The sequence below is a fragment of the Gillisia xinjiangensis genome (assembly GCF_046298265.1).
GTDB lineage: Bacteria > Bacteroidota > Bacteroidia > Flavobacteriales > Flavobacteriaceae > Gillisia > Gillisia xinjiangensis.
In genome coordinates, this window is sequence record NZ_JBKAHK010000010.1 from 27,841 (window position 1) to 47,776 (window position 19,936).

Consider the following 19,936-nt stretch of genomic DNA (forward strand, 5'->3'; position numbering starts at 1 on the left):
TTATGAAGTTGGATTCCTGTAATTTTTTTGATAGATTTCTTCTAAAATAAATAGAAAACCGGAGAATGGGGAGATAACGGAAAGAGCGTATTCTTGTAATTATTGGTACTGATTAAATTTCTGAATTATTATAAAATGCTTCAGCTAAAAAAGCTTCCGGATGATTTGTTCTTCAGAAACTCCCTCTGCTTCAGCTTTATAATTTTTAATGATCCTGTGCCGAAGAATTCCAATAGCTACAGCCTGAATATTTTCAATATCGGGAGAGAATTTCCCATTGATTATAGCGTGTGCTTTTGCCGCTAAAACGAGATTTTGTGAAGCTCTTGGCCCAGCTCCCCAATCTACATAGTTTTTGATGATCTCTGGAGCGGTATTACCTTGCGGCCGGGTTTTCCCAACCAGGTTAACAGCGTATTGCACCACATTATCAGGCACCGGAACCCGGCGTATCAATTGCTGGATCTCAACAATGTCACTCGCAGTGAACATAGGATTCACCTGAACATCAAAACCAGAAGTCGTTTTCTTCACCACATCCACTTCTTCCTCAAAAGATGGATAATCCAAATGAATAGCGAACATAAATCTGTCCAGTTGAGCTTCCGGCAAGGGATAGGTTCCCTCCTGCTCAATAGGATTTTGGGTTGCCAGCACAAAATAAGGCTGACTTAATTTATAGTGATTTCCCGCAACCGTTACTGCCCGTTCCTGCATGGCCTCCAACATGGCCGCCTGGGTTTTTGGAGGAGTACGATTGATTTCATCTGCAAGGATGATATTTGCAAAAACCGGCCCTTTAATAAACTTAAAGTGTCGGTTTTCGTCTAAAATTTCTGATCCCAATATATCGCTCGGCATTAAATCCGGAGTGAATTGGATCCTTTTAAAATTGAGCCCTAAGGCCTGTGCGATTGTATTTACCATCAGGGTTTTTGCCAAACCCGGAACACCTATCAACAACGCATGACCGCCGGAATAGATGGAGAGTAAAATTTGATTCACCACTTCCTCCTGCCCAACAATTACTTTTGCAATTTCCTGCTTAAGCTGTTTGTGCTTTTCAACGAGAGATCCTACTGCGGCTACATCAGACATTTGAACTTCTTTATTTTTTTAACCAGTTACTACTATAATCACAATTACGGAATTTTCCGTTAATTTTTATATAGGTATCTGCAATTTTTTCTTCCATCCAATCTGAGATGACATTCAGTTGTTTTTGTCTTAATGCCAGGTCTTTGATCTTCATATAATCCTGTGCAAAATTGGCCTTGTGCTCTGGGTATCGTTTATTAACAGTGATCAATTTATAAAATAACCTCCCCGTTCTATCCTGTTCAGAAAGTATAAGTGAAACTTCTCCTTCTTCTAAATTGACCACCTGATCATAAATTTCGGGATCTATTTTGGTTAATTCAAACCTGGTATCGCCAGTGGTTGGGTTTATAAGTTTCCCTTTGTTTGCGGCAGTTTGTTCCTCATCTGAAAATTTTTCAGCCGCTTTTTCAAAGGTGATCTCCTTATTTACAATTTGAAATCTTATACTGTCAATTTCCTTTTTAGCGTTTTCTACAGTTGCACTTGTTACATCAGGAATTAACAGAATATGTCTTATTTCCAGATTTTGTCCAATAACCCGTTCCACCTTAATAATATGGTAACCAAACATGGAAGCAAAAGGCTCACTTACTTCACCTTCCTGCAAACTAAATGCGGTATCTTTAAAGTCCTTATCCAGCCCATCTTTACGCGTAATTATCATTTTTCCGCCATCTGCCGCCGATCCTGGATCTTGTGAATAAAGCACCGCTTTTGTAGAAAAACTGGCTCCATTATCAATAACATCATCCCGAAAATCATTCAGTCGGTCTATAACTTTTTGCTTCTCAGTCTGAGGGATCTCAGGTTTAATAACTATTTGGGCTATTTCCACCTCGTCTCCAAAAAACGGCCGCTCTTCTTCCGGGATGTTCTCAAAATAAGCTCTTACTTCATCCGGAGTGATTTCTACATCTTCAACGATTTTTTGTTGCATTCTTGTTGATAATTCCCGTTGCTTATTGATATCAAATAATTCCTTTCTAAAACCATCCTCAGAATCTCTTTTATAAAAATTCAGCACCTTTTCGATAGAACCAATTTGCCCTACCATTTGAGATATCTGCTGGTCTACCATATTTCCTATCTCGGCATCGGCAACAATAATACTATCCTGAATGGCATGATGTGCATAAAGTTTATTTTCCAGCAAACTACCGGCTAACTGGCAGTCGGTAACATCGGCAGTAGAAACCCCCTGGCTTTTAAGATCTTTGTACATAAGTTCTATATCGCTGTCTAAAACTACAAAGCCTCCAACCACGGCTGCGATCCCATCCACTTTAACCCTTTCCCCTTTTCCGGGAAGAACTTTAACTTCTGCTATTTCAGTTTTAGGTTGTATTGCCGTACTATCTGTTACAATAACCTCCTGGGCAAATCCAGAATTTCCCAGGGCAAATACCATAAATAAAACAGCGGTGCTGTTAATTATAAATTTCAAATGTTTTGTTTTCAATTGCATCTCTTGTTATATCTTTTTCTAATTCTTTAACCAAATCGGCTTTTCGCCTGTTAAGGATGATCTGCTTGATCGTGGAAGTAGCATATTCCAGGGGAGCCTGATCATTTCTTAACAAAACATCGTTTACATACACCAAATATACTTCTAATGAATCTTCGAGCTGAAGAAAATTGGATTTTTTTAATAATTGGGATTTGTTCCCATCGTTTAAAGGGCCAATTCTGTCATAAACCGAACGGGTGCTTACCCAAACAGAATCATTAAAAGAATATCCCTTAAACTGAAGGGCTGTTTTATCCAGATCTATTTTATCCTCTTCATTAAACCGGACGAACTTCTTCTTCATTTCCTGAAAATCAAGGCTGTTCTTATCAAGATTTATAAATCGCAATTTCACCAAATCTTCATTCAACCTGAAATTTTCCAGGTGTTCCTGATAATAGCTTTCGATTTCATCCTGATTAAATGAAGTATCAAGTTGCTTTGCTACCAAAGCATCGGCATAGGCTTTTGTATACAGTTCATTTTTATAATTTTTTACCAGTTCATCAAACTCCTGTTGTTGGGTCTGACTCAAATTATACCTGGCCTTATCTATCAATAATTGCTGAGTGGCCCAGCGGGTAATAAAATTGGAAACTATGAGGGTGCTATCTTCAGGCGAGGTATCTTCACCAATTAATGCCTGGATATCTTCTTTGTAAAGATAACTTTCATTTACCCTGGCCACGATTTCACGTTCCTCCGGTTCTTTAAAATATTCGCAACCTGAAAAAAATAAAGGTATAACCAGGGGTATTATAAATTTAAATTGAAAGTTTCCCATTAAATCGATAAAATTAAAACTATTCGCGAATGCTTATAAAAACCTAAACAGCTAATAGTGCGGCAAAAATAAGAATTCCTTAACCTCCCACAAATTATAAGCTTAAACGATTTCAAATTAAAGAAATTATAAAAAGTCTTAAATTTCTTAACTACCTTGGATCTTAACAAAAATGGAACCATTATGAAGTACAGTCATGAAATTATTATCCAGCTTCCCAGGGAAGAAGTAATAAGCAAAATGGAAAACCCAGAAAACTTTAAATTTTGGCAAAAAGGCTTTATTTCCTATCAACACATTTCCGGAAATCCAGGTGAAGAAGGGGCTTGCAGCAAACTTGCTTATAATATGAACGGACGGGAAATTGAAATGATTGAAACTATTATCAAAAGTAACCTTCCAAAAGAGCTTCATACAACCTATGAAACAAAAGGGGTTTATAATATTCAGAAAAATTATTTCGAAGAGGAATCCAACACTTCAACCCGCTGGGTCTCCTATAGTGAATTCCGGTTTTCAGGGTTTATGAAATTAATAGGAAAATTAATGCCCGGAACTTTTAAAAAACAATCCTTTCAATTCATGAAAGATTTTAAAACTTTTGCCGAAGAAGGGAAAAGTGTAAAGTAACAATTAGAAAATATGGAAAGACAAATAAAACTAATATGGGATTTTAGAGGACCAGGCGCTAACAAAACCGCTGAACATCACGAAATTCATTTAAAGGATTTTATAAAAACTGAAGGATTGGATCTGCTTAGCATCACCGGAACAGAGCAAATTTCAGAGATGCATTCTTCAGCTTTTTGGGTGGTGCCGGAAAATGATATGAAAAAATATAGAGACATTTTAAAACCTCATCGCGCTACCTTATATACCTAATATACCTAAAATTTATTTTTTCAATAAAAAATCTTCTGTTTATTTAATTTGCTCTTATATATTTGCTGAAAATCAAACAAACATGAAAAATATTATTTTAGTACTTGCAATTCTTATTACAGGAACTTCTTTACATGCACAAACAAAGGTAGGCACTATAGATGCAGATTTCATCCTACAACAAATGCCGGAAATGGTGCAGGTTCAGGAAGACATGAAAACCTACAATACAGAGCTTCAGGAGAATTTACAATCCACAATAAAGAACTATGAAGAATTGGTTGCCGCTTACCAGGCAAACGTTGCTACATTTACTGAAGAAGAAAAGAAAAGCAAAGAAGATGAAATTATAACTCTTGAAAATGAAATTAAAAATTTCAGACAAAAAGCTTCAGTCCTTATGCAAATGAGAAATAATGAACTTACCCAACCACTCTATTTGCAAATTGATGAGGCGATGAAAGCTATCATATCGGAACAAGGTTATACCCAAATTTTAAACACAAGTGCAAACGGACTTGCCTATGCCGATGAAAAATATGATATTACGGAGTCTGTGATGAAAAAAATGGGTATAACCGTAAAAGAATAACTACCTACACATAACTGAAAAGCCGGTAAAAGAAATTTCCTTTACCGGCTTTTTTTATGTTTACAAAATTTTATCTGCTGTAATTTGGTGATTCATTGGTGATCGCCACATCATGCGGATGACTTTCATGAATTCCGGAAGAGGTAATTTTAATAAACTTCCCCTTTTCCTGAAGTGTTGCGATGTCTTTTGCTCCGCAGTACCCCATTCCGGCTCTTAATCCGCCAATAAACTGAAATATGCTTTCTTCCAGGTCTCCCTTATAAGGTACCCTTCCAACAATTCCTTCGGGAACCAGTTTCCTGATATCATCTTCCACATCCTGAAAATACCTGTCTTTAGAACCTTGTTTCATCGCCTCTACAGATCCCATTCCCCGATAGGATTTAAATTTTCTTCCTTCAAAAATTATAGTTTCACCGGGGGATTCTTTAGTTCCGGCAAGAAGGGATCCCAACATCACACAATCTGCACCGGCAGCGATGGCTTTGGGAATATCTCCTGTGTACCGAATTCCTCCATCGGCAATTACAGGAACGCCACTACCCTTAATTGCGGCTGCAACTTCCAATACCGCAGAGAACTGAGGGAAACCTACCCCGGCAACAACCCTGGTGGTACAAATTGAACCCGGTCCTATCCCTACTTTTACAGCATCGGCTCCTGCTTCCACCAAATATTTGGCTGCTGCCCCGGTAGCAATATTTCCAACAATTACATCAAGATCCGGGAACTTTGATTTTATTTTTTTTAATACCTCAACCACTCCTTTGGTATGGCCGTGGGCTGTATCGATTACTACGGCATCTACACCGGCGATTACTAGAGCCGAAGCCCGCTCAACGATATCGGCAGTAACTCCAAGTGCTGCAGCTACGCGTAATCTTCCGTATGAATCTTTATTGGCTACCGGCTTTTGGGTAAGTTTGGTAATATCCCTGAAGGTTATTAATCCTACAAGTACATCTTCAGAATTTACTACCGGAAGCTTTTCAATTTTATATTGCTGAAGGATTCCTTCAGCCTCTTCAAGAGAAGTACCTTCAGAAACCGTTACCAGGTTTTTTGAAGTCATAACTTCAGAAATAGGCCTGTTGCTTTCTTTTTCAAAACGTAAATCCCTGTTGGTAACTATTCCAAGTAATTTCCCGTCTTTATCAATAATTGGAATTCCTCCAATACTGTGCTCCTTCATATTGCTTTTGGCATCCTGCACAGTAGCAGTAATTGGCAGCGTTACCGGATCTATGATCATTCCGCTTTCTGCACGTTTTACCTTTCGCACTTTCATGGCCTGTTCTTCAATAGACATGTTTTTATGCAAAACACCAATTCCACCTTCCCGCGCCATGGCAATCGCCATTTTACTCTCGGTCACTGTATCCATAGCTGCGGATACAATTGGAACATTAATAGGAATATTTCTTGTGAATTTGGAACGAATACTTACTTCCCTGGGCAATATTTCAGAATAGGCCGGAACCAATAATACGTCATCGTAAGTTAGTGCTTCCCCTAAAATTTTGGATTCATGTGCAATCATAGCAATTAAAGATTTAATTGCGTGCAAATATACAAAAATTAATGCAATTGCGGAACTTACTTTTCAATTCAATTAATCTGATTAGCTATTGAACTCCAAAACATCTTTGGAATTGAAACCTATCATAATGAGATCGGCTACATTCCTGTCTTTGGTGAGTACCGAAATTTTCTGACCGCTGTCAAGCTTCAGCAATAACTGGGTGTCATGGCCTAAAAACGTTCTTTTTATCACCCGGGCATGGGTCACATGTTCACATTCTTCATTAATGGCAAAATTCTCATTTCGAATGGCGTGAGAACATGCAGGATTAAGTGGACACTGAAATGCCGACTGAAGTTCATTACTTAGCTGAATTGTGTTTCCAAACAAGGAAGCCACATAAATGGAATTTGGTTTTGTATATAAGTTTGCCGCCTCATCCTTCTGAATTAATTCACCATTCTGAAGGATTAGAATCTCATCTGCCACAGCTAATGCATCCTGAGTGTCATGAGTGACAAAAATGGCAGTAACCCCGGTTGCTTTAACAATTTCGAAAATCTCATTTCGAAGCTGCATCCTCAACATCGCATCCAGATTGCTGAAAGGTTCGTCTAAAATAAGCAAAGAAGGATTTGGTGCCAACGCTCTGGCCAATGCAACCCGTTGCTGTTGCCCTCCGGAAAGCTGATGCGGATAGCGATCTTTCATTCCTCCCAAACCTACAAGATCTAAGACTTCCTGGGCCCTTTCGTTTTTATTTTTATCCTTTGAAATTCCATAAAGGACATTTTTAAATAATGTCATGTGAGGAAAGAGTGCATAATCCTGAAATACAAGACCTACTTTACGTTTTTCCGGTGGCACGAAATTATTCAGGGAAGAAACCGTTTCCCCATTAAGCCTAATAATCCCCGCTTCTGGTGTCTCCAAACCTGCGATAAGCCGAACCAAAGTCGTTTTACCGCTTCCGCTTTCTCCAACCAAAGCACAAACATCTCCTTCTTTTAGATGAAAAGAAACATTCTTCAATGCAAAACTTTTTCCTTTGTCAAAGCTTTTTGAAAGCGATTCGATCTCGAGCATAAACAACTATTATTTAATAAGTAATCTATTCAAAAATATAACAGGAAGCATCACGGTAACTATAATAAATAAGGACGGAATAGCGGCTTCCATAACCATTTCGTCGCTCGCATATTCATATGCTTTCACCGCGAGCGTATTCACATGAAAGGGTTTGAGAATTAATGTTAAAGGTAATTCTTTTAAAACATCAACAAACACAAGGATAAATGCACTTGCAATTCCTGTTCTTATAAGCGGAAATTCTATCTTAAAAAAAGTACGGAGGTTTCCTACTCCCAGCATATTGGAGGAATCGGGAATGGCATTGCTCACCTTAAGCGCTGTAGACTCTATAGGGTTGTAAGCCACCGCAAGAAAACGCACCACATATGCGTAAATAAGGGCTACAAGAGTTCCTGTAAGAATGAGCCCCATTTCAACATTAAATAGATAATCCATTACGTCTATAAGCCATCTATCGATAAAAATTGTTGGGATCATGATTCCTATTGCAACCACAGCACCCGGAATGGCATATCCCAGAATACCCAGTTTGGCTATATTTTTAATGAAGCCAAGTCGGCTCCATTTGGAGAAAAATATTAAAATTACAGCGATTATCACAGATACCAATGCGGTTAAAAATGCGATTCCAAAACTTTGAACCGAAATCGTAAGGAAAGAAAGATTAAAAACGTTTTCATAGGTAAGCGTTGCCCAATAGATCAATTGGGCAACAGGAAGTAAAAATCCAAGTAGAACAGGCAGTAAAACCACTAAAAAAATGACGAGTTGCATTTTTGAACTTACCTTTTTCCTGTTAAGGCGCATATTGTTATCCCGATTGCTGTTGAAACGCAATTTTCTCCTCTGAAATTTTTCAAGAAGAATTAAACTGAAAACTATCACTATTAAAAGCGCTGAAAGATACACGGCGGTTTCCGGTTCTTCAAGTGAAAACCAGGATCTAAAAATCCCTGTGGTAAAAGTATTCACTCCAAAATATTTTGCAGCACCGTAATCATTTAAAACTTCCATCAATACCAGGATGAGTCCCGCTACAATTGCGGGCCTGGCCATTGGAAGCATTAATTTAAAGAAAGTTTTTACCGGCCCCACGCCAAGCATTTCTGATGCTTCCATAAGATTATTGGCCTGGTTTAAAAAAAAGGCTCTTGAACTAACATAAACATACGGAAAAAGGGATATTCCAAGAACAAAGGCCAAACCGCTCCTGTTCATAATATCAAACCGAACAAATTCCAATCCTGCAGCTTCCAGAATTAACTGAAGTGTCCCGCCGTAATCAAAGATACCGGCATAAGCATAGGCAACAATATACCCCGGAATAGCAAGGGGTAGAATAAGCAACCATTCCATTTGTTTTCTTAAAGGAAATTCAAATCTTGCCACAAGCCAGGCTGTTGAAACACCAAAAAGCAACACAATTGCGCCACAAGCAAATATAAGAAACAGAGAATTTCCAATATAATCCAGAAGCAAATTGTCCACAATATGGCCCCAGGTCTCTCCGGGACCAGAGAAAAGTTTAACACCTATGGAAACAATAGGCAAAACAATTAGAAACAGTATAAGTAAAGTGAGTATGGCCCACTTATTACTATCCCGCTTTAATCGTTGTAGTCTATATTTAAAAGAAAAAATGTTTTTACTTCCAGCCTGCTTCATCAAAAATCAATACCGCTTTTTTGTTGAACTCACCAAGTTTGGAGAGCCTTAAAGAATCTTCTTTAAATTCACCCCATTCCTGCAAAAGTGGTGCTGGTTTAACAATTGGATTTACCGGATATTCATAATTTGAATTGGCAAATACTTCCTGTGCCTCCTTGGAAATAAGGAATTCTATAAATTTAATCGCATTCTCTTTATTTGGAGCATAACGTGCAACTCCCGCTCCGCTCACATTGATATGAGCCCCACGTCCATTCTGATTTGGGAAAAATATTCCAACAGCTTCTGCCGCCTTAACCTCTTCCGGGTTTTCTGAATTTAGCATATTCCCAATATAATACGTGTTTACGATAGCAATATCTCCTTCCCCTCCCACAACGGCTTTAACCTGATCGCGGTCGTTCCCTTTTGGGCTACGGGCCATATTTTCAACAATTGACTCTGTCCAATTCCTGGCTTCATCCTCCCCGTTATTCACAATAAGTGAAGCAAGAAGCGATTGATTGTAAATATTTTCGGAAGAACGAATAAGTATCCTCCCCTTCCATTTATCCATTGCAAGATCTTCATAGGTAGAGAGATCGCTACTGTCTACCCTGTCCTTTGCATATACCATAATCCGCGCTCTTTTAGTTAAACCAAACCAATAATTTTCAAAATCTTTCAGGTGAGGTGCAATGATTCGGTTTAAGATATCCGACTCAATAGGTTGCAATAAATTTTGATCCTTTGCGCGGGTTAACCTTCCCGCATCCACAGTTATCAATACATCTGCCGGAGATTGAGCTCCTTCTATTGACATTTTTTGAATCAACTCATCTGCACTGGCATTAATTACATTAACCTTTATACGAGTGGTTTCTTCAAATTGTTTAAATAAAGCCTGATCGGCGGCATAATGCCTGTGGGTGTAAACATTCACTACATTGTCTTCACCTTCTAATGATGTTCCTGTTTTATTGTTGTCATTTTTACAGGCACTAAATGCTACAAGTGCAATTAAAAATATAACCTTTTTCATTTTCTTGTTTTTTTTAGAAACGCAAATATAACTATTTAGAATAGGTTTAAATTAAAAAATCTAAATAATGACCGCAAAAATGTAATTTTTAAAAAGTTTTTTTCCTGTAAGAAAATTTGAATAAGATGCTACAAGCCCAATAGTACTCAACAAAACATAAAATTCATCCCTAATCCTTTAATTATGAAATAGTTTCTATTTTTTATTTAAATTAAGTCTAAATAAGCTTGCCTGAAACCTAAAAGCGATTTACTTTTGCGCCGTTATCTAAAATCAATCTAAATTAAAATTTTCAAAACAAGAACTATGAGACGATTTTTATTCGTTGCCATTTTAGGAATGGCATCAATCACTATCCAGGCACAAGAACAAACAGTTAAAAAAGCTAAAGATTCTGTTGAAACCTTAAATGAGGTGATTATTTCCGCGAAAGTTCTTTTAGGTGGTAAATTTGAAGCAGAAAACCGAACCGGTTCTGCATATTACCTTTCTTCTAAAGAATTAAAAGAACACCGATATACAAACATAAATCGCATTCTAAGCCAGGTTCCCGGGGTAAATTTTTACGAAGAGGATGGATTTGGACTTCGTCCCAACATAAGCTTAAGAGGAACCTCTCCAGAGCGCAGTTCGAAGATAACCCTGATGGAAGACGGAGTATTAATCGCGCCGGCACCTTACAGTGCTCCTGCGGCCTATTATTTCCCTTCGGTAGCCAGAATGGAAGCCGTAGAGATTTTAAAGGGAAGCAGTCAGGTGCAATACGGCCCGAATACCACCGGAGGTGCTATCAATTTTATTTCCTCACAAATTCCAACAGATTTTTCCGGTTCCCTGTTTGCTAATTATGGAAGTTTTAATACCTCTAACCTGCACGCAAAAGCGGGGAATTCCCATAAAAACATTGGATATCTTGTCGAATATCAAAATTATAGTTCCGATGGATTTAAAGACCTGGATTCTGGCGGGGATACCGGATTTAATAAGGACGATATCGTAGCAAAATTCAGGGTAAACACAAATCCTGATGCTAAATTTGGACAAGCCTTAGAATTGAAATTTCAATATTCAGATGAAACCTCTGATGAAACTTATTTGGGTTTAACCGAAAATGATTTCAAAGAAAATCCCTTCAGAAGGTATTCAGGTTCACAAAAAGACCAGATGAATGCAGATCACCTTCAATTTATGGCTACCCATACCATGAATTTCGGTGATTATTTCAGAGTAACCACAAGCGGATATTTAAATAATTTCAGCCGGAACTGGTATAAATTAAATGATGTTGTTTCTTCTTCAGAAGGAAAAGTGGGTATTTCCAGCCTTCTTGATAATCCATTAAATTTCCCGGATGCATTTGACATAGTTACCGGGCAAATCAATTCCGGAGCAAATGCGCTGAATGTAAAAAATAACAACAGGGAATATGTTTCTAAAGGTGTCCAAACCAAATTGGATTACCACTGGATGGCCGGAAATGTGTTTCACGATATTGAAGTTGGTTTTAGGTATCATTATGATGAGGAAGATCGTTTCCAGTGGGTTGATGCTTACAACATGAATAATGGAATTATGAATTTAACCACTGCAGGAACTCCCGGAACGGATGCAAACAGGATAAGTAATGCAAAAGCATTTGCTACTTTTGCGATGTATAAAATAAAATTTGATAACTGGACATTCACCCCAGGAATTCGCTATGAAAACATCACTTTAGGTCAGGAAGATTTTGGTAAAAATGATGTAAACCGCTCTGGAGCAGATCTAAAAACGAAAGAGAATAAGGTGGATATATTTATCCCGGGTATTGGATTTAACTACAGGTTTGACAACAGAGTTTCTGTATTTGGAGGGGTTCATAAGGGTTTCTCACCTCCAGGAAACAGCACGGGTGAAGATCCTGAAGAGAGTATTAATTATGAGCTTGGTTCCAGATTCAATATCGCCGGTTTGAAAGGAGAACTGGTAGGTTTTTATAATGATTACAGCAACCTTTTGGGAAGTGACCTTGCAGCGACAGGTGGAACGGGGACTTTGGAACAGTTCAATGCTGGAGAAGTAGAGGTTAAAGGAATTGAATTTCTTTTGAATTATGATCTTTTAGAAAGAAGTAGCAGCCAGTTTAGATTGCCATTGAATTTCACCTACACTTATACACATACAGAGTTTCAAAACAACTTTGCAAGTGGAGAGGGCATTTGGGGAGAAATTAATGCAGGGGATGAAATACCCTATATTCCAAATCATCAGTTCAATGCAGGAATTGGATTGGAGCATTCAAAATTCAGTGTGAATTTAAACGGAAGATATATGGGGGAATTCAGGACTATGGCAGGAAGCGGTGCTGTCCCTGATGACCAACGCGTTGATTCCAATTTCATCCTCGATGTTGCAGCAAAATATCATCTAACCTCAAAGCTAAGCCTTTCCGGAAATGTGATAAATGCCCTGGATAATGAATATGCAGTGGCAAGAGTACCCTCAGGATTAAGACCCGGACATCCTTTTGGAGCATATCTTGGATTAAACTTTCAATTTTAAATATTCGCTAATAAAGAGTTTATAAAGTCAAAAAAGCCACGGATTTCAAGATGAAATCCGTGGCTTTTTTGACTTTATTACTTAATAATTTTAGTTCGCGCTTATAGGTTTGAACTAATGATAGGCACCAAATATTTTGGTAGCCTCATTATAAGCCGATTCGAAACTGGTCATTTTAATGTTGGTTTCTGCCTTTTTGGAAGTGAAATAAGAAACCATTTTTTCGGTAGGCATGTTGCCGGTCAATTCATCTTTTGCCATAGGACAACCTCCAAACCCCTGGATTGCGCCATCATATCTCCGGCAGCCCGCTTTATAAGCAGCATCTATTTTTTCGTGCCAGGTGGTTGGTGTAGTATGCAAATGTGCACCAAATTCGATTTCAGGATATTTTGGGATCAAATTTGAAAAAAGGTAATGAATTACCTCCGGGGTTGAACTCCCTATAGTATCTGAAAGCGATAATATCTTCACTCCCATTCCGGATAATTTTTCTGTCCATTCCCCAACTATTTCAACACTCCATGGATCTCCGTACGGATTCCCAAATCCCATGGAAAGATAGGCCACCACTTCTTTTTCATTTGCATTTGCAATGTCAAGGATCTCCTGAAGCGTTTCAACCGATTCTGCTATTGTTTTATGCGTGTTCCGCATCTGAAAATTTTCAGAAATAGAAAATGGATACCCCAAATAGTGAATTTCAGGATGTTGTGCAGCGTCCTGGGCTCCCCGTGTATTTGCTATAATGGCTAAAAGTTTGCTTTGAGTAGCCAAAAGATTAAGACCTGCAAGCACCTCTGCAGTATCTGCCATTTGCGGGATCGCCTTGGGGGAAACAAAACTTCCAAAATCTATGGTATCAAATCCACATCTTAAAATGGCCTGGATAAATTGTATTTTCTTCTGGGTAGGAATAAAGGTTTTAATGCCTTGCATAGCATCTCTGGGGCATTCTATAAGCTTGATTTTATCCATAGCTCCAAAGATAGTAAAAGCCCCCTAACCCCCAAAGGGGAAGTAATGCTCTATCCTTAATAAAAGGTTCTAAAGAAAATATTATTTCATGTGCCTTTAAGGAAGCAAAATAAAAATCCCAATCCCTACAAAAACAACAATCTGAATCCATTTTAATACCATTCCTGACGAAGGATGTTTATTAAGAAATAGTGAAATTTTCCCGGCGAGAATGGCAACAAGTCCAAATATGATAATGGTTTGTAGCATAAACAACAGCCCCAAAACATAAAACTGAAAAACGGTATTTCCTTCCGGATCCCATAAAAACCCAGGAAAAAATGCCAGGAAGAAAATAGTAACTTTTGGATTAAGCACATTCATAATAAATCCCTGCTTAAACAAATGCCGTTTTTTGTCAACTACAACCGATTTGGATGTTAGTGAAAATCCGGAATCGCTTCTAAAGACCCTAAAAGCGAGGTAAAACAAGTATAAGGCTCCAAAAATTTTAATCAACAGGAATAAGGTTTCCGATTGTTTTATAATCGCCGAAACTCCAAAAGCCACCAAACTAGTATGCACTATTATTCCAGAGGCTAAGCCTAAAGTTGTAATTATTCCTGCCTTTTTGCCTTTGGACATTCCTTGCACCAACACAAACACTATATCGGGACCGGGGGAAAGTGTTAGTAAGATGGAGGCCGTTAAAAAGGGAATAAGCTGTTCTAGCATTCAGGTGGTGATTGTGATTTAAGAGTTAGCAAAACTTTGATCTCTGAATTTTGAAAATTATAAATTTCAATTCTTTTCCTCCAGAATTTTCTTATTTATTTTCCTTATCAAGCCAGGTCCTTCATAAATAAATCCGGTATATAGCTGGACGAGGCTTGCACCGGCATTTAGCTTTTCAATGGCATCTTCTGCGGAATGTATCCCTCCTACTCCAATAATAGGAAAAGCTTTACCGCTTTTTTCTGAAAGGAATTTGATCACCTGGGTGGCACGGTTTTTTAAAGGTTTGCCGCTTAATCCACCCATTTCATTTTTGTTACCGGACTTCAATCCTTCCCGGGAAATGGTAGTATTTGTTGCGATTACTCCGGCGATACGGGTTTCCTTAATAATATCAATGATATCAAGAAGTTGGGAATCGGTAAGATCGGGTGCGATTTTAAGCAGGATTGGCTTTTGAACTTTCATCTCCATATTCCTGTTCTGAAGGGTATTCAAAAGATCTGTAAGGGGTTTTTTATCCTGAAGCTCTCTTAAATTAGGAGTATTTGGCGAACTTACATTCACCACAAAATAATCTACAAAGTCGAACAGGGCATTAAAACAAATGAGATAATCGTTTACTGCTTCCTCATTCGGAGTGATCTTGTTTTTCCCGATGTTTCCGCCTATCAATACATTTTTATTGGATCGCAGTCTGGCGACAGCGGCTTCTACACCTTCATTATTGAAACCCATCCTGTTGATAATGGCTTCGTCTTCCTTTAATCTAAACAATCTTTTCTTTTCATTTCCGGGTTGTGGTTTTGGAGTTACCGTTCCAATTTCTACAAACCCAAAACCCAATGCATCCAACTCATTAAAAAGCCTGGCATCTTTATCGAAGCCGGCAGCCAGACCTACCGGATTTTTAAATTTTAATCCGAAAACCTCCCGTTCCAGGCGTATATCTTCCATACGGAATTGTTTTTTTATCAATACGGAAATACCCGGGATTTTAAAAAGAATCCTTAATAGGTCGAAGGTGAAATAGTGAACTTTTTCGGGATCAAATTTAAAAAATAATGGCCTGATCAAAGATTTATACATACAACTGGAATTTCTACAAAAATAGATTAATTTAGGAAATGAGATTCTTTTAAACCTGTGGATTAAATTTAATGCCTCATTGATGGTCTAACCCGCCTGACGGATGGGCAAGTTCCCCGAGGTTTTTGATTTAAACAAAAAAAGGGCAGTCCGAAGACTGCCCTTTTAATATATTATATTTTTATTATTTAAGTGTAAAACTCACTCTTGCGAATAAGAATCTTCCACCTATTCCAAATTGTTGCGCTCTTCTGGACCAATCGAACCTACCATCACTTCGGTTATTGAATTCAGCAGCAGCTCTATCAGGATATATATCCAGGATATTATTTGCTCCTACGGTTAAAGTTAGAGCATCGGTAGCTTTATATCCAACAGAAAGGTCGGTGACAATTTTATTAGAAAAAACCTGCTGATTTTCACGCGTTGTAACAGCTTCGGTTACTTCCCCAAAGTACACATTCCTTAAAAACACATTATATTTCCCTGCAAAGAGATTATTAGTAAGGTTCACCTTGGTTCTTGGAACGGCCTCTTCCAAATATACCCGGCTGTCTTCAGGAAAATAAATTCCTACTTTTCCGGCACGCTCTAATTGGGGTGAAGCCTTAATATCTCCCACCTGTTTGGTTTTAGAAAAAGTTCCCGCAAGATCTGATTTCAAACGAAAGCCATTTCCAAAAATGGCATTATGGGTTAGCACTACATCAATTCCCTTGGATTCTGTATCTATGGCATTGGCAAAAAAGGAAGCAGCTGTAGCATTTGCCTGAGATAATAAAATATCCAGTTCTGTTCCTGTCCCGGGTCCTTGAAATTGCCCGGTATAAACCACCCTGTCATCTATGGCAACAAAGTACCCATCGGCAGTCAGGGAAAGATTAGCATCAGGAATTTTAGCGGTAAATCCAAGACTTACACTTTTAGATGTTTCTTCTTTTAACTGTGGGATACCTAAAAGTTGTGCAGGTCTACTATCGTTAGCAAACGTACCTACTTCCTGAGGATTCCCCTCGTTATCAAAAATTGTAGAGGTTGAATTAAAGTTTAACTGGTGTAAGGATGGAGCCCTAAACCCTGTGTTTACAGCACCTCTTATATTGATATTATCGTTTAATTTATAGCGGGAAGACACTTTGAAATTTATGGTTGATCCAAAATCGGAATAGTCTTCAAACCGGGTTGCGAACGTAAGTAAAAATTGCTCGGTTAGATCGGCTTCAACATCAAAATAACCGGCAATACTGCTGCGTTCACGGGCGAGTTCATTTTTAGGGCTAAATCCAGGAAAAACCTGGGATCCTCCGGGCCTGGAATTTCCAAAGAAATCCTTGGCCGGAACCTGGTCTGAACGTGTAATTACATCGCCTTGCTCTGTATATTGCTCATAGGAAGCTCTTTCTCCAGCTACGATATCATATTTTTCCATTCGATATTCCGCACCGAACGCAATATTGACACCTTCAAATAAATCCTGATAAAAATTTGAGATATCAAGGTTTGTGGTGTTTTGGGCAAAAGAGAAGCCACCGGCATCAAAAGTTGTAGGACTGGCCTTTTGCAATGATGCGTTGGAGGTATTAGAGATCATATAAAGAAATTCGTTTTTTCCATAAGTGTTGCTAAAATCAAGATTCCAGTCTCCTATCATGCCTTTAATCCCTGCCGCAAGTGATTGGTCGTTTATTTTGGAATTGATCTCCGGTAAAAAACCATCTATAAATATGGGGGTATAGGTCCTGCTCTGGTTTGGTAATCTATAGAAACCGGCAGAATTCCCTGTTCTGGAACTTATTCCCGCAAAGGAATAAATCTCAGTACCGGCATCATCTAAAGGCAATGAGAAATTTGCGAAAAACCTACCACCTCGAAGTGCAGATTGCCCTACTCTCATATTGTAGTCACTCCTATCCTGGCCTCTTGCATTCAGCTCCGCTTCTGTAAAATCTGCGCCCAATAATCCTTGCAAGGCCGCTCTATCTGGTGCATTATTTATGTCATCTCTAAATTCGGAGCTAAAATAAGCCACATTTTGAGCAAATTGCTGAATTTGAGTGTTTGTTAAGGATGAAATATCTGCTCCTGAAGCCGCAGCAACTCTTTCTATTCCATTATAGGCATTAAAAATAGATCCTTCCCATTCCTTCATCCGGCTGTAATCTTCCCTGAAATCAAAATCTCCGGCAAAATTTATAAATCCGCCATTATCACCTAACGGAATTCCATAACTTGCAGCCACGTTTACCGTTTCTCCATCTACCCCGCCGGTTTGGTCGTTGGCATTTTTAGAAAAATTGGCTCCCGTTGTAACATCAAAATTTAGTTCATTTACATCGTTTTTCAAAACAATATTGATCACTCCCGCGATAGCATCAGATCCATATTGAGCTGCTGCCCCATCCCTTAAAACTTCTATTCTGGAAATAGCGGCAGCAGGAATGGCATTTAAATCGGTTCCTACACTTCCTCTACCAAAAGTTCCATTCACGTTTACCAAAGAAGAATTATGTCTTCTCTTTCCATTGATAAGAACCAAGACCTGATCTGGTCCAAGTCCTCTAAGGGAGGCCGGATCTATATGATCTGTACCATCGGAAATGGTTTGTGTATTGGATGAAAATGAAGGTGCCACATAATTCAACATCTGATTCAGGTTTACCTGTGGTACAGCCGAGGATAATTCTTTTATATCAAGAACATCAATAGGCACGGTAGATTCTACTACGGTTCGGTTCATATTTCTGGACCCGATCAAAACCACCTCACTTAATGCCATTCCGGAAACCATAGTTACATTAATTTCGGCACGATCTATAACAACTTCCCTGGCATCATATCCCACAAATGAAAACACAAGGGTTTGTCCTAAATTTGCCTCCAGGGAATAGTTTCCATCAAAATCTGTTATAGTTCCCTTGTTGGTGCCTTTTATAGCTACAGAGACCCCCGGAAGTAGTTGAGATTGCTCATCTATCACAGTTCCAGAGACTTGCTGGATTTGGCCCTGAGCGTGCCATCCAACAAACAATAAGCAGATCATTACGTAAAAATTCTTCATAACTTTACATTTTTTAAATTAGTTGTGCTAAAGCTAACTTAAAATTATGTGAAAAAACTATCTACAAACCCAAAAATCGGTTGTAAATAGCTTTTTTTGTGATTCTTACAATATAAACTAGTAAAAAATTAGAATATGATATCCAAGGATGCACTCATAAAACGATTTGTTAGCTATGTTAAAATCGACACTCAAAGCGATCCTGATTCTGAAGAAACCCCAAGCACAAAAAAACAATGGATCCTGGCTAATCAACTTGCGGAGGAGTTAAAACAAATAGGAATGCAGGATGTTGATATAGATGACAATGCTTATATCATGGCCACATTACCTGCCAATATTGCTCATGAGGTCCCCGTTATTGGGTTTATTTCGCATTTTGATACTTCCCCAGATTTTTCCGGAACTGATGTGAATCCGCAAATAATAAAAAATTATGACGGAAAGGATATTGTACTTAACAAAGAACTGGATATTGTGCTTTCTCCCGATTATTTTGAAGATCTTTTGCAATACAAAGGACAAACCCTAATAACAACAGATGGCACAACGCTTCTGGGAGCCGATGATAAGGCAGGAATTACAGAAATCATCTCGGCGATGGAATACCTCATCAATAATCCGCAGATCCCGCACGGTAAAATAAGGGTAGGATTTACCCCAGACGAGGAAATAGGGAGAGGGGCTCATAAATTTGATGTGGAGAAATTTGGAGCAAAATGGGCCTATACCATGGATGGAAGCCAGGTTGGTGAACTGGAATTTGAAAATTTTAATGCCGCATCTGCGAAAATTTATATAAAAGGTAAAATGGTTCATCCAGGATATGCCAAGGATAAAATGATTAATAGCATGTACATCGCACAGGATTTTATCAACTCTTTACCCAGATTGGAAACACCTGAACACACGGAAGGCAGGCAAGGATTCTTTCACCTTTCTGATATACACGGCGATGTAGAAGAAACAAAACTGGAATACATCATAAGGGATCACGATAAAGACCATTTTGAAGCCAGAAAAGAGATGATCCAGAATCTTACTTCAGAAATCAATTCACAGCACGAGAGAGAAGTTATTAAAATTGAGATCAAAGATCAGTATTCCAATATGAGGGAAATGGTGGAACCGGTGATGCACATTGTGGATATTGCTGAAGAAGCCATGAAAGCATTAAATATTATACCTATCATAAAGCCTATTCGCGGTGGAACAGATGGAGCGCAACTCAGCTATATGGGCCTTCCCTGTCCTAATATTTTTGCCGGCGGACATAATTTTCACGGGAGATATGAGTATGTTCCTGTCGAGAGCATTCAAAAAGCTGTTGCTGTAATTGTTAAAATAGCAGAGATCACTTCTGAAAAATATAAGAAACGATAAA

The 19,936-nt window shown here is 38.5% G+C and carries 16 protein-coding genes; 5 read left to right on the top strand and 11 right to left on the bottom strand.

Going from position 1 to position 19,936, the window contains the following annotated elements; all coding sequences use genetic code 11:
- Positions 1 to 144: 144 nt before the first annotated feature.
- The 3 genes from ACKGJN_RS14970 to ACKGJN_RS14980 are packed head-to-tail and all read right to left on the bottom strand — an operon-like array spanning position 145 to position 3,392.
- The gene (locus tag ACKGJN_RS14970) at positions 145 to 1,098 is read right to left on the bottom strand and encodes an AAA family ATPase (protein WP_409540359.1); all 954 of its coding nucleotides are present in this window, start codon (positions 1,096 to 1,098) and stop codon (positions 145 to 147) included.
- A 10-nt stretch (positions 1,099 to 1,108) separates the two neighbouring features.
- Positions 1,109 to 2,566 carry a peptidylprolyl isomerase gene (locus ACKGJN_RS14975; protein ID WP_409540360.1) on the bottom strand — a complete coding sequence of 486 codons (1,458 nt, stop codon included), beginning with the start codon at positions 2,564 to 2,566 and terminating at the stop codon, positions 1,109 to 1,111.
- On the bottom strand, positions 2,529 to 3,392 hold the full coding sequence (locus ACKGJN_RS14980) for a peptidyl-prolyl cis-trans isomerase (RefSeq protein WP_409540361.1): 864 nt from the start codon (positions 3,390 to 3,392) through the stop codon (positions 2,529 to 2,531). The genes ACKGJN_RS14975 and ACKGJN_RS14980 overlap by 38 nt, the downstream gene beginning before the upstream one ends.
- Positions 3,393 to 3,575: 183 nt before the next feature.
- Between ACKGJN_RS14980 and ACKGJN_RS14985 the strand changes: the two genes are divergently transcribed.
- The 3 genes from ACKGJN_RS14985 (at position 3,576) to ACKGJN_RS14995 (ending at position 4,866) form a co-directional block, all read left to right on the top strand.
- Positions 3,576 to 4,022 (top strand): SRPBCC family protein, encoded by a 447-nt coding sequence (locus ACKGJN_RS14985; protein ID WP_409540362.1) that lies wholly within the window; start codon positions 3,576 to 3,578, stop codon positions 4,020 to 4,022.
- 12 nt (positions 4,023 to 4,034) lie between these two features.
- A complete protein-coding gene (locus tag ACKGJN_RS14990) occupies positions 4,035 to 4,274 on the top strand; it encodes a hypothetical protein (RefSeq protein ID WP_409540363.1) in 240 nt (79 codons plus the stop codon).
- Between the two features lie 82 nt (positions 4,275 to 4,356).
- Positions 4,357 to 4,866 (top strand): OmpH/Skp family outer membrane protein, encoded by a 510-nt coding sequence (locus ACKGJN_RS14995; RefSeq protein ID WP_409540364.1) that lies wholly within the window; start codon positions 4,357 to 4,359, stop codon positions 4,864 to 4,866.
- Between the two features lie 70 nt (positions 4,867 to 4,936).
- Here the strand turns inward: ACKGJN_RS14995 and guaB are convergent, their stop codons facing one another.
- The 4 genes from guaB to ACKGJN_RS15015 all read right to left on the bottom strand — a co-directional run bounded on the left by guaB (position 4,937) and on the right by ACKGJN_RS15015 (position 10,172).
- Positions 4,937 to 6,409, bottom strand: a complete 1,473-nt coding sequence (gene guaB, locus ACKGJN_RS15000) for an IMP dehydrogenase (RefSeq protein ID WP_409540365.1) — start codon at positions 6,407 to 6,409, stop codon at positions 4,937 to 4,939.
- Between the two features lie 81 nt (positions 6,410 to 6,490).
- A complete protein-coding gene (locus tag ACKGJN_RS15005; RefSeq protein ID WP_409540366.1) occupies positions 6,491 to 7,477 on the bottom strand; it encodes an ABC transporter ATP-binding protein in 987 nt (328 codons plus the stop codon).
- Between the two features lie 9 nt (positions 7,478 to 7,486).
- On the bottom strand, positions 7,487 to 9,148 hold the full coding sequence (locus ACKGJN_RS15010) for an ABC transporter permease (protein WP_409540367.1): 1,662 nt from the start codon (positions 9,146 to 9,148) through the stop codon (positions 7,487 to 7,489).
- Positions 9,129 to 10,172 carry a Fe(3+) ABC transporter substrate-binding protein gene (locus tag ACKGJN_RS15015; RefSeq protein WP_409540368.1) on the bottom strand — a complete coding sequence of 348 codons (1,044 nt, stop codon included), beginning with the start codon at positions 10,170 to 10,172 and terminating at the stop codon, positions 9,129 to 9,131. Before ACKGJN_RS15015 ends, ACKGJN_RS15010 begins: the two co-directional genes overlap by 20 nt.
- Before the next feature lie 306 nt (positions 10,173 to 10,478).
- On the opposite strand from ACKGJN_RS15015, the gene ACKGJN_RS15020 reads away from it, so the two are divergent.
- A complete protein-coding gene (locus ACKGJN_RS15020) occupies positions 10,479 to 12,713 on the top strand; it encodes a TonB-dependent receptor family protein (RefSeq protein ID WP_409540369.1) in 2,235 nt (744 codons plus the stop codon).
- A 114-nt stretch (positions 12,714 to 12,827) separates the two neighbouring features.
- Here the strand turns inward: ACKGJN_RS15020 and ACKGJN_RS15025 are convergent, their stop codons facing one another.
- The 4 genes from ACKGJN_RS15025 to ACKGJN_RS15040 form a co-directional block, all read right to left on the bottom strand.
- Positions 12,828 to 13,691: a hydroxymethylglutaryl-CoA lyase gene (locus ACKGJN_RS15025; protein WP_409540370.1), complete on the bottom strand. Its 864-nt coding sequence runs from the start codon at positions 13,689 to 13,691 to the stop codon at positions 12,828 to 12,830.
- A 96-nt stretch (positions 13,692 to 13,787) separates the two neighbouring features.
- A complete protein-coding gene (locus tag ACKGJN_RS15030; RefSeq protein WP_409540371.1) occupies positions 13,788 to 14,405 on the bottom strand; it encodes a LysE family translocator in 618 nt (205 codons plus the stop codon).
- A 66-nt stretch (positions 14,406 to 14,471) separates the two neighbouring features.
- The gene (locus tag ACKGJN_RS15035; RefSeq protein ID WP_409540372.1) at positions 14,472 to 15,494 is read right to left on the bottom strand and encodes a quinone-dependent dihydroorotate dehydrogenase; all 1,023 of its coding nucleotides are present in this window, start codon (positions 15,492 to 15,494) and stop codon (positions 14,472 to 14,474) included.
- Between the two features lie 184 nt (positions 15,495 to 15,678).
- Complete coding sequence (locus ACKGJN_RS15040; RefSeq protein WP_409540373.1) at positions 15,679 to 18,552, bottom strand: TonB-dependent receptor; 2,874 nt, start codon at positions 18,550 to 18,552, stop codon at positions 15,679 to 15,681.
- A gap of 135 nt (positions 18,553 to 18,687) precedes the next feature.
- Here ACKGJN_RS15040 and pepT point away from each other — a divergent pair, with 135 nt between their 5' ends.
- Positions 18,688 to 19,935 (top strand): peptidase T, encoded by a 1,248-nt coding sequence (gene pepT, locus ACKGJN_RS15045; RefSeq protein ID WP_409540374.1) that lies wholly within the window; start codon positions 18,688 to 18,690, stop codon positions 19,933 to 19,935.
- Position 19,936: the final 1 nt, after the last annotated feature.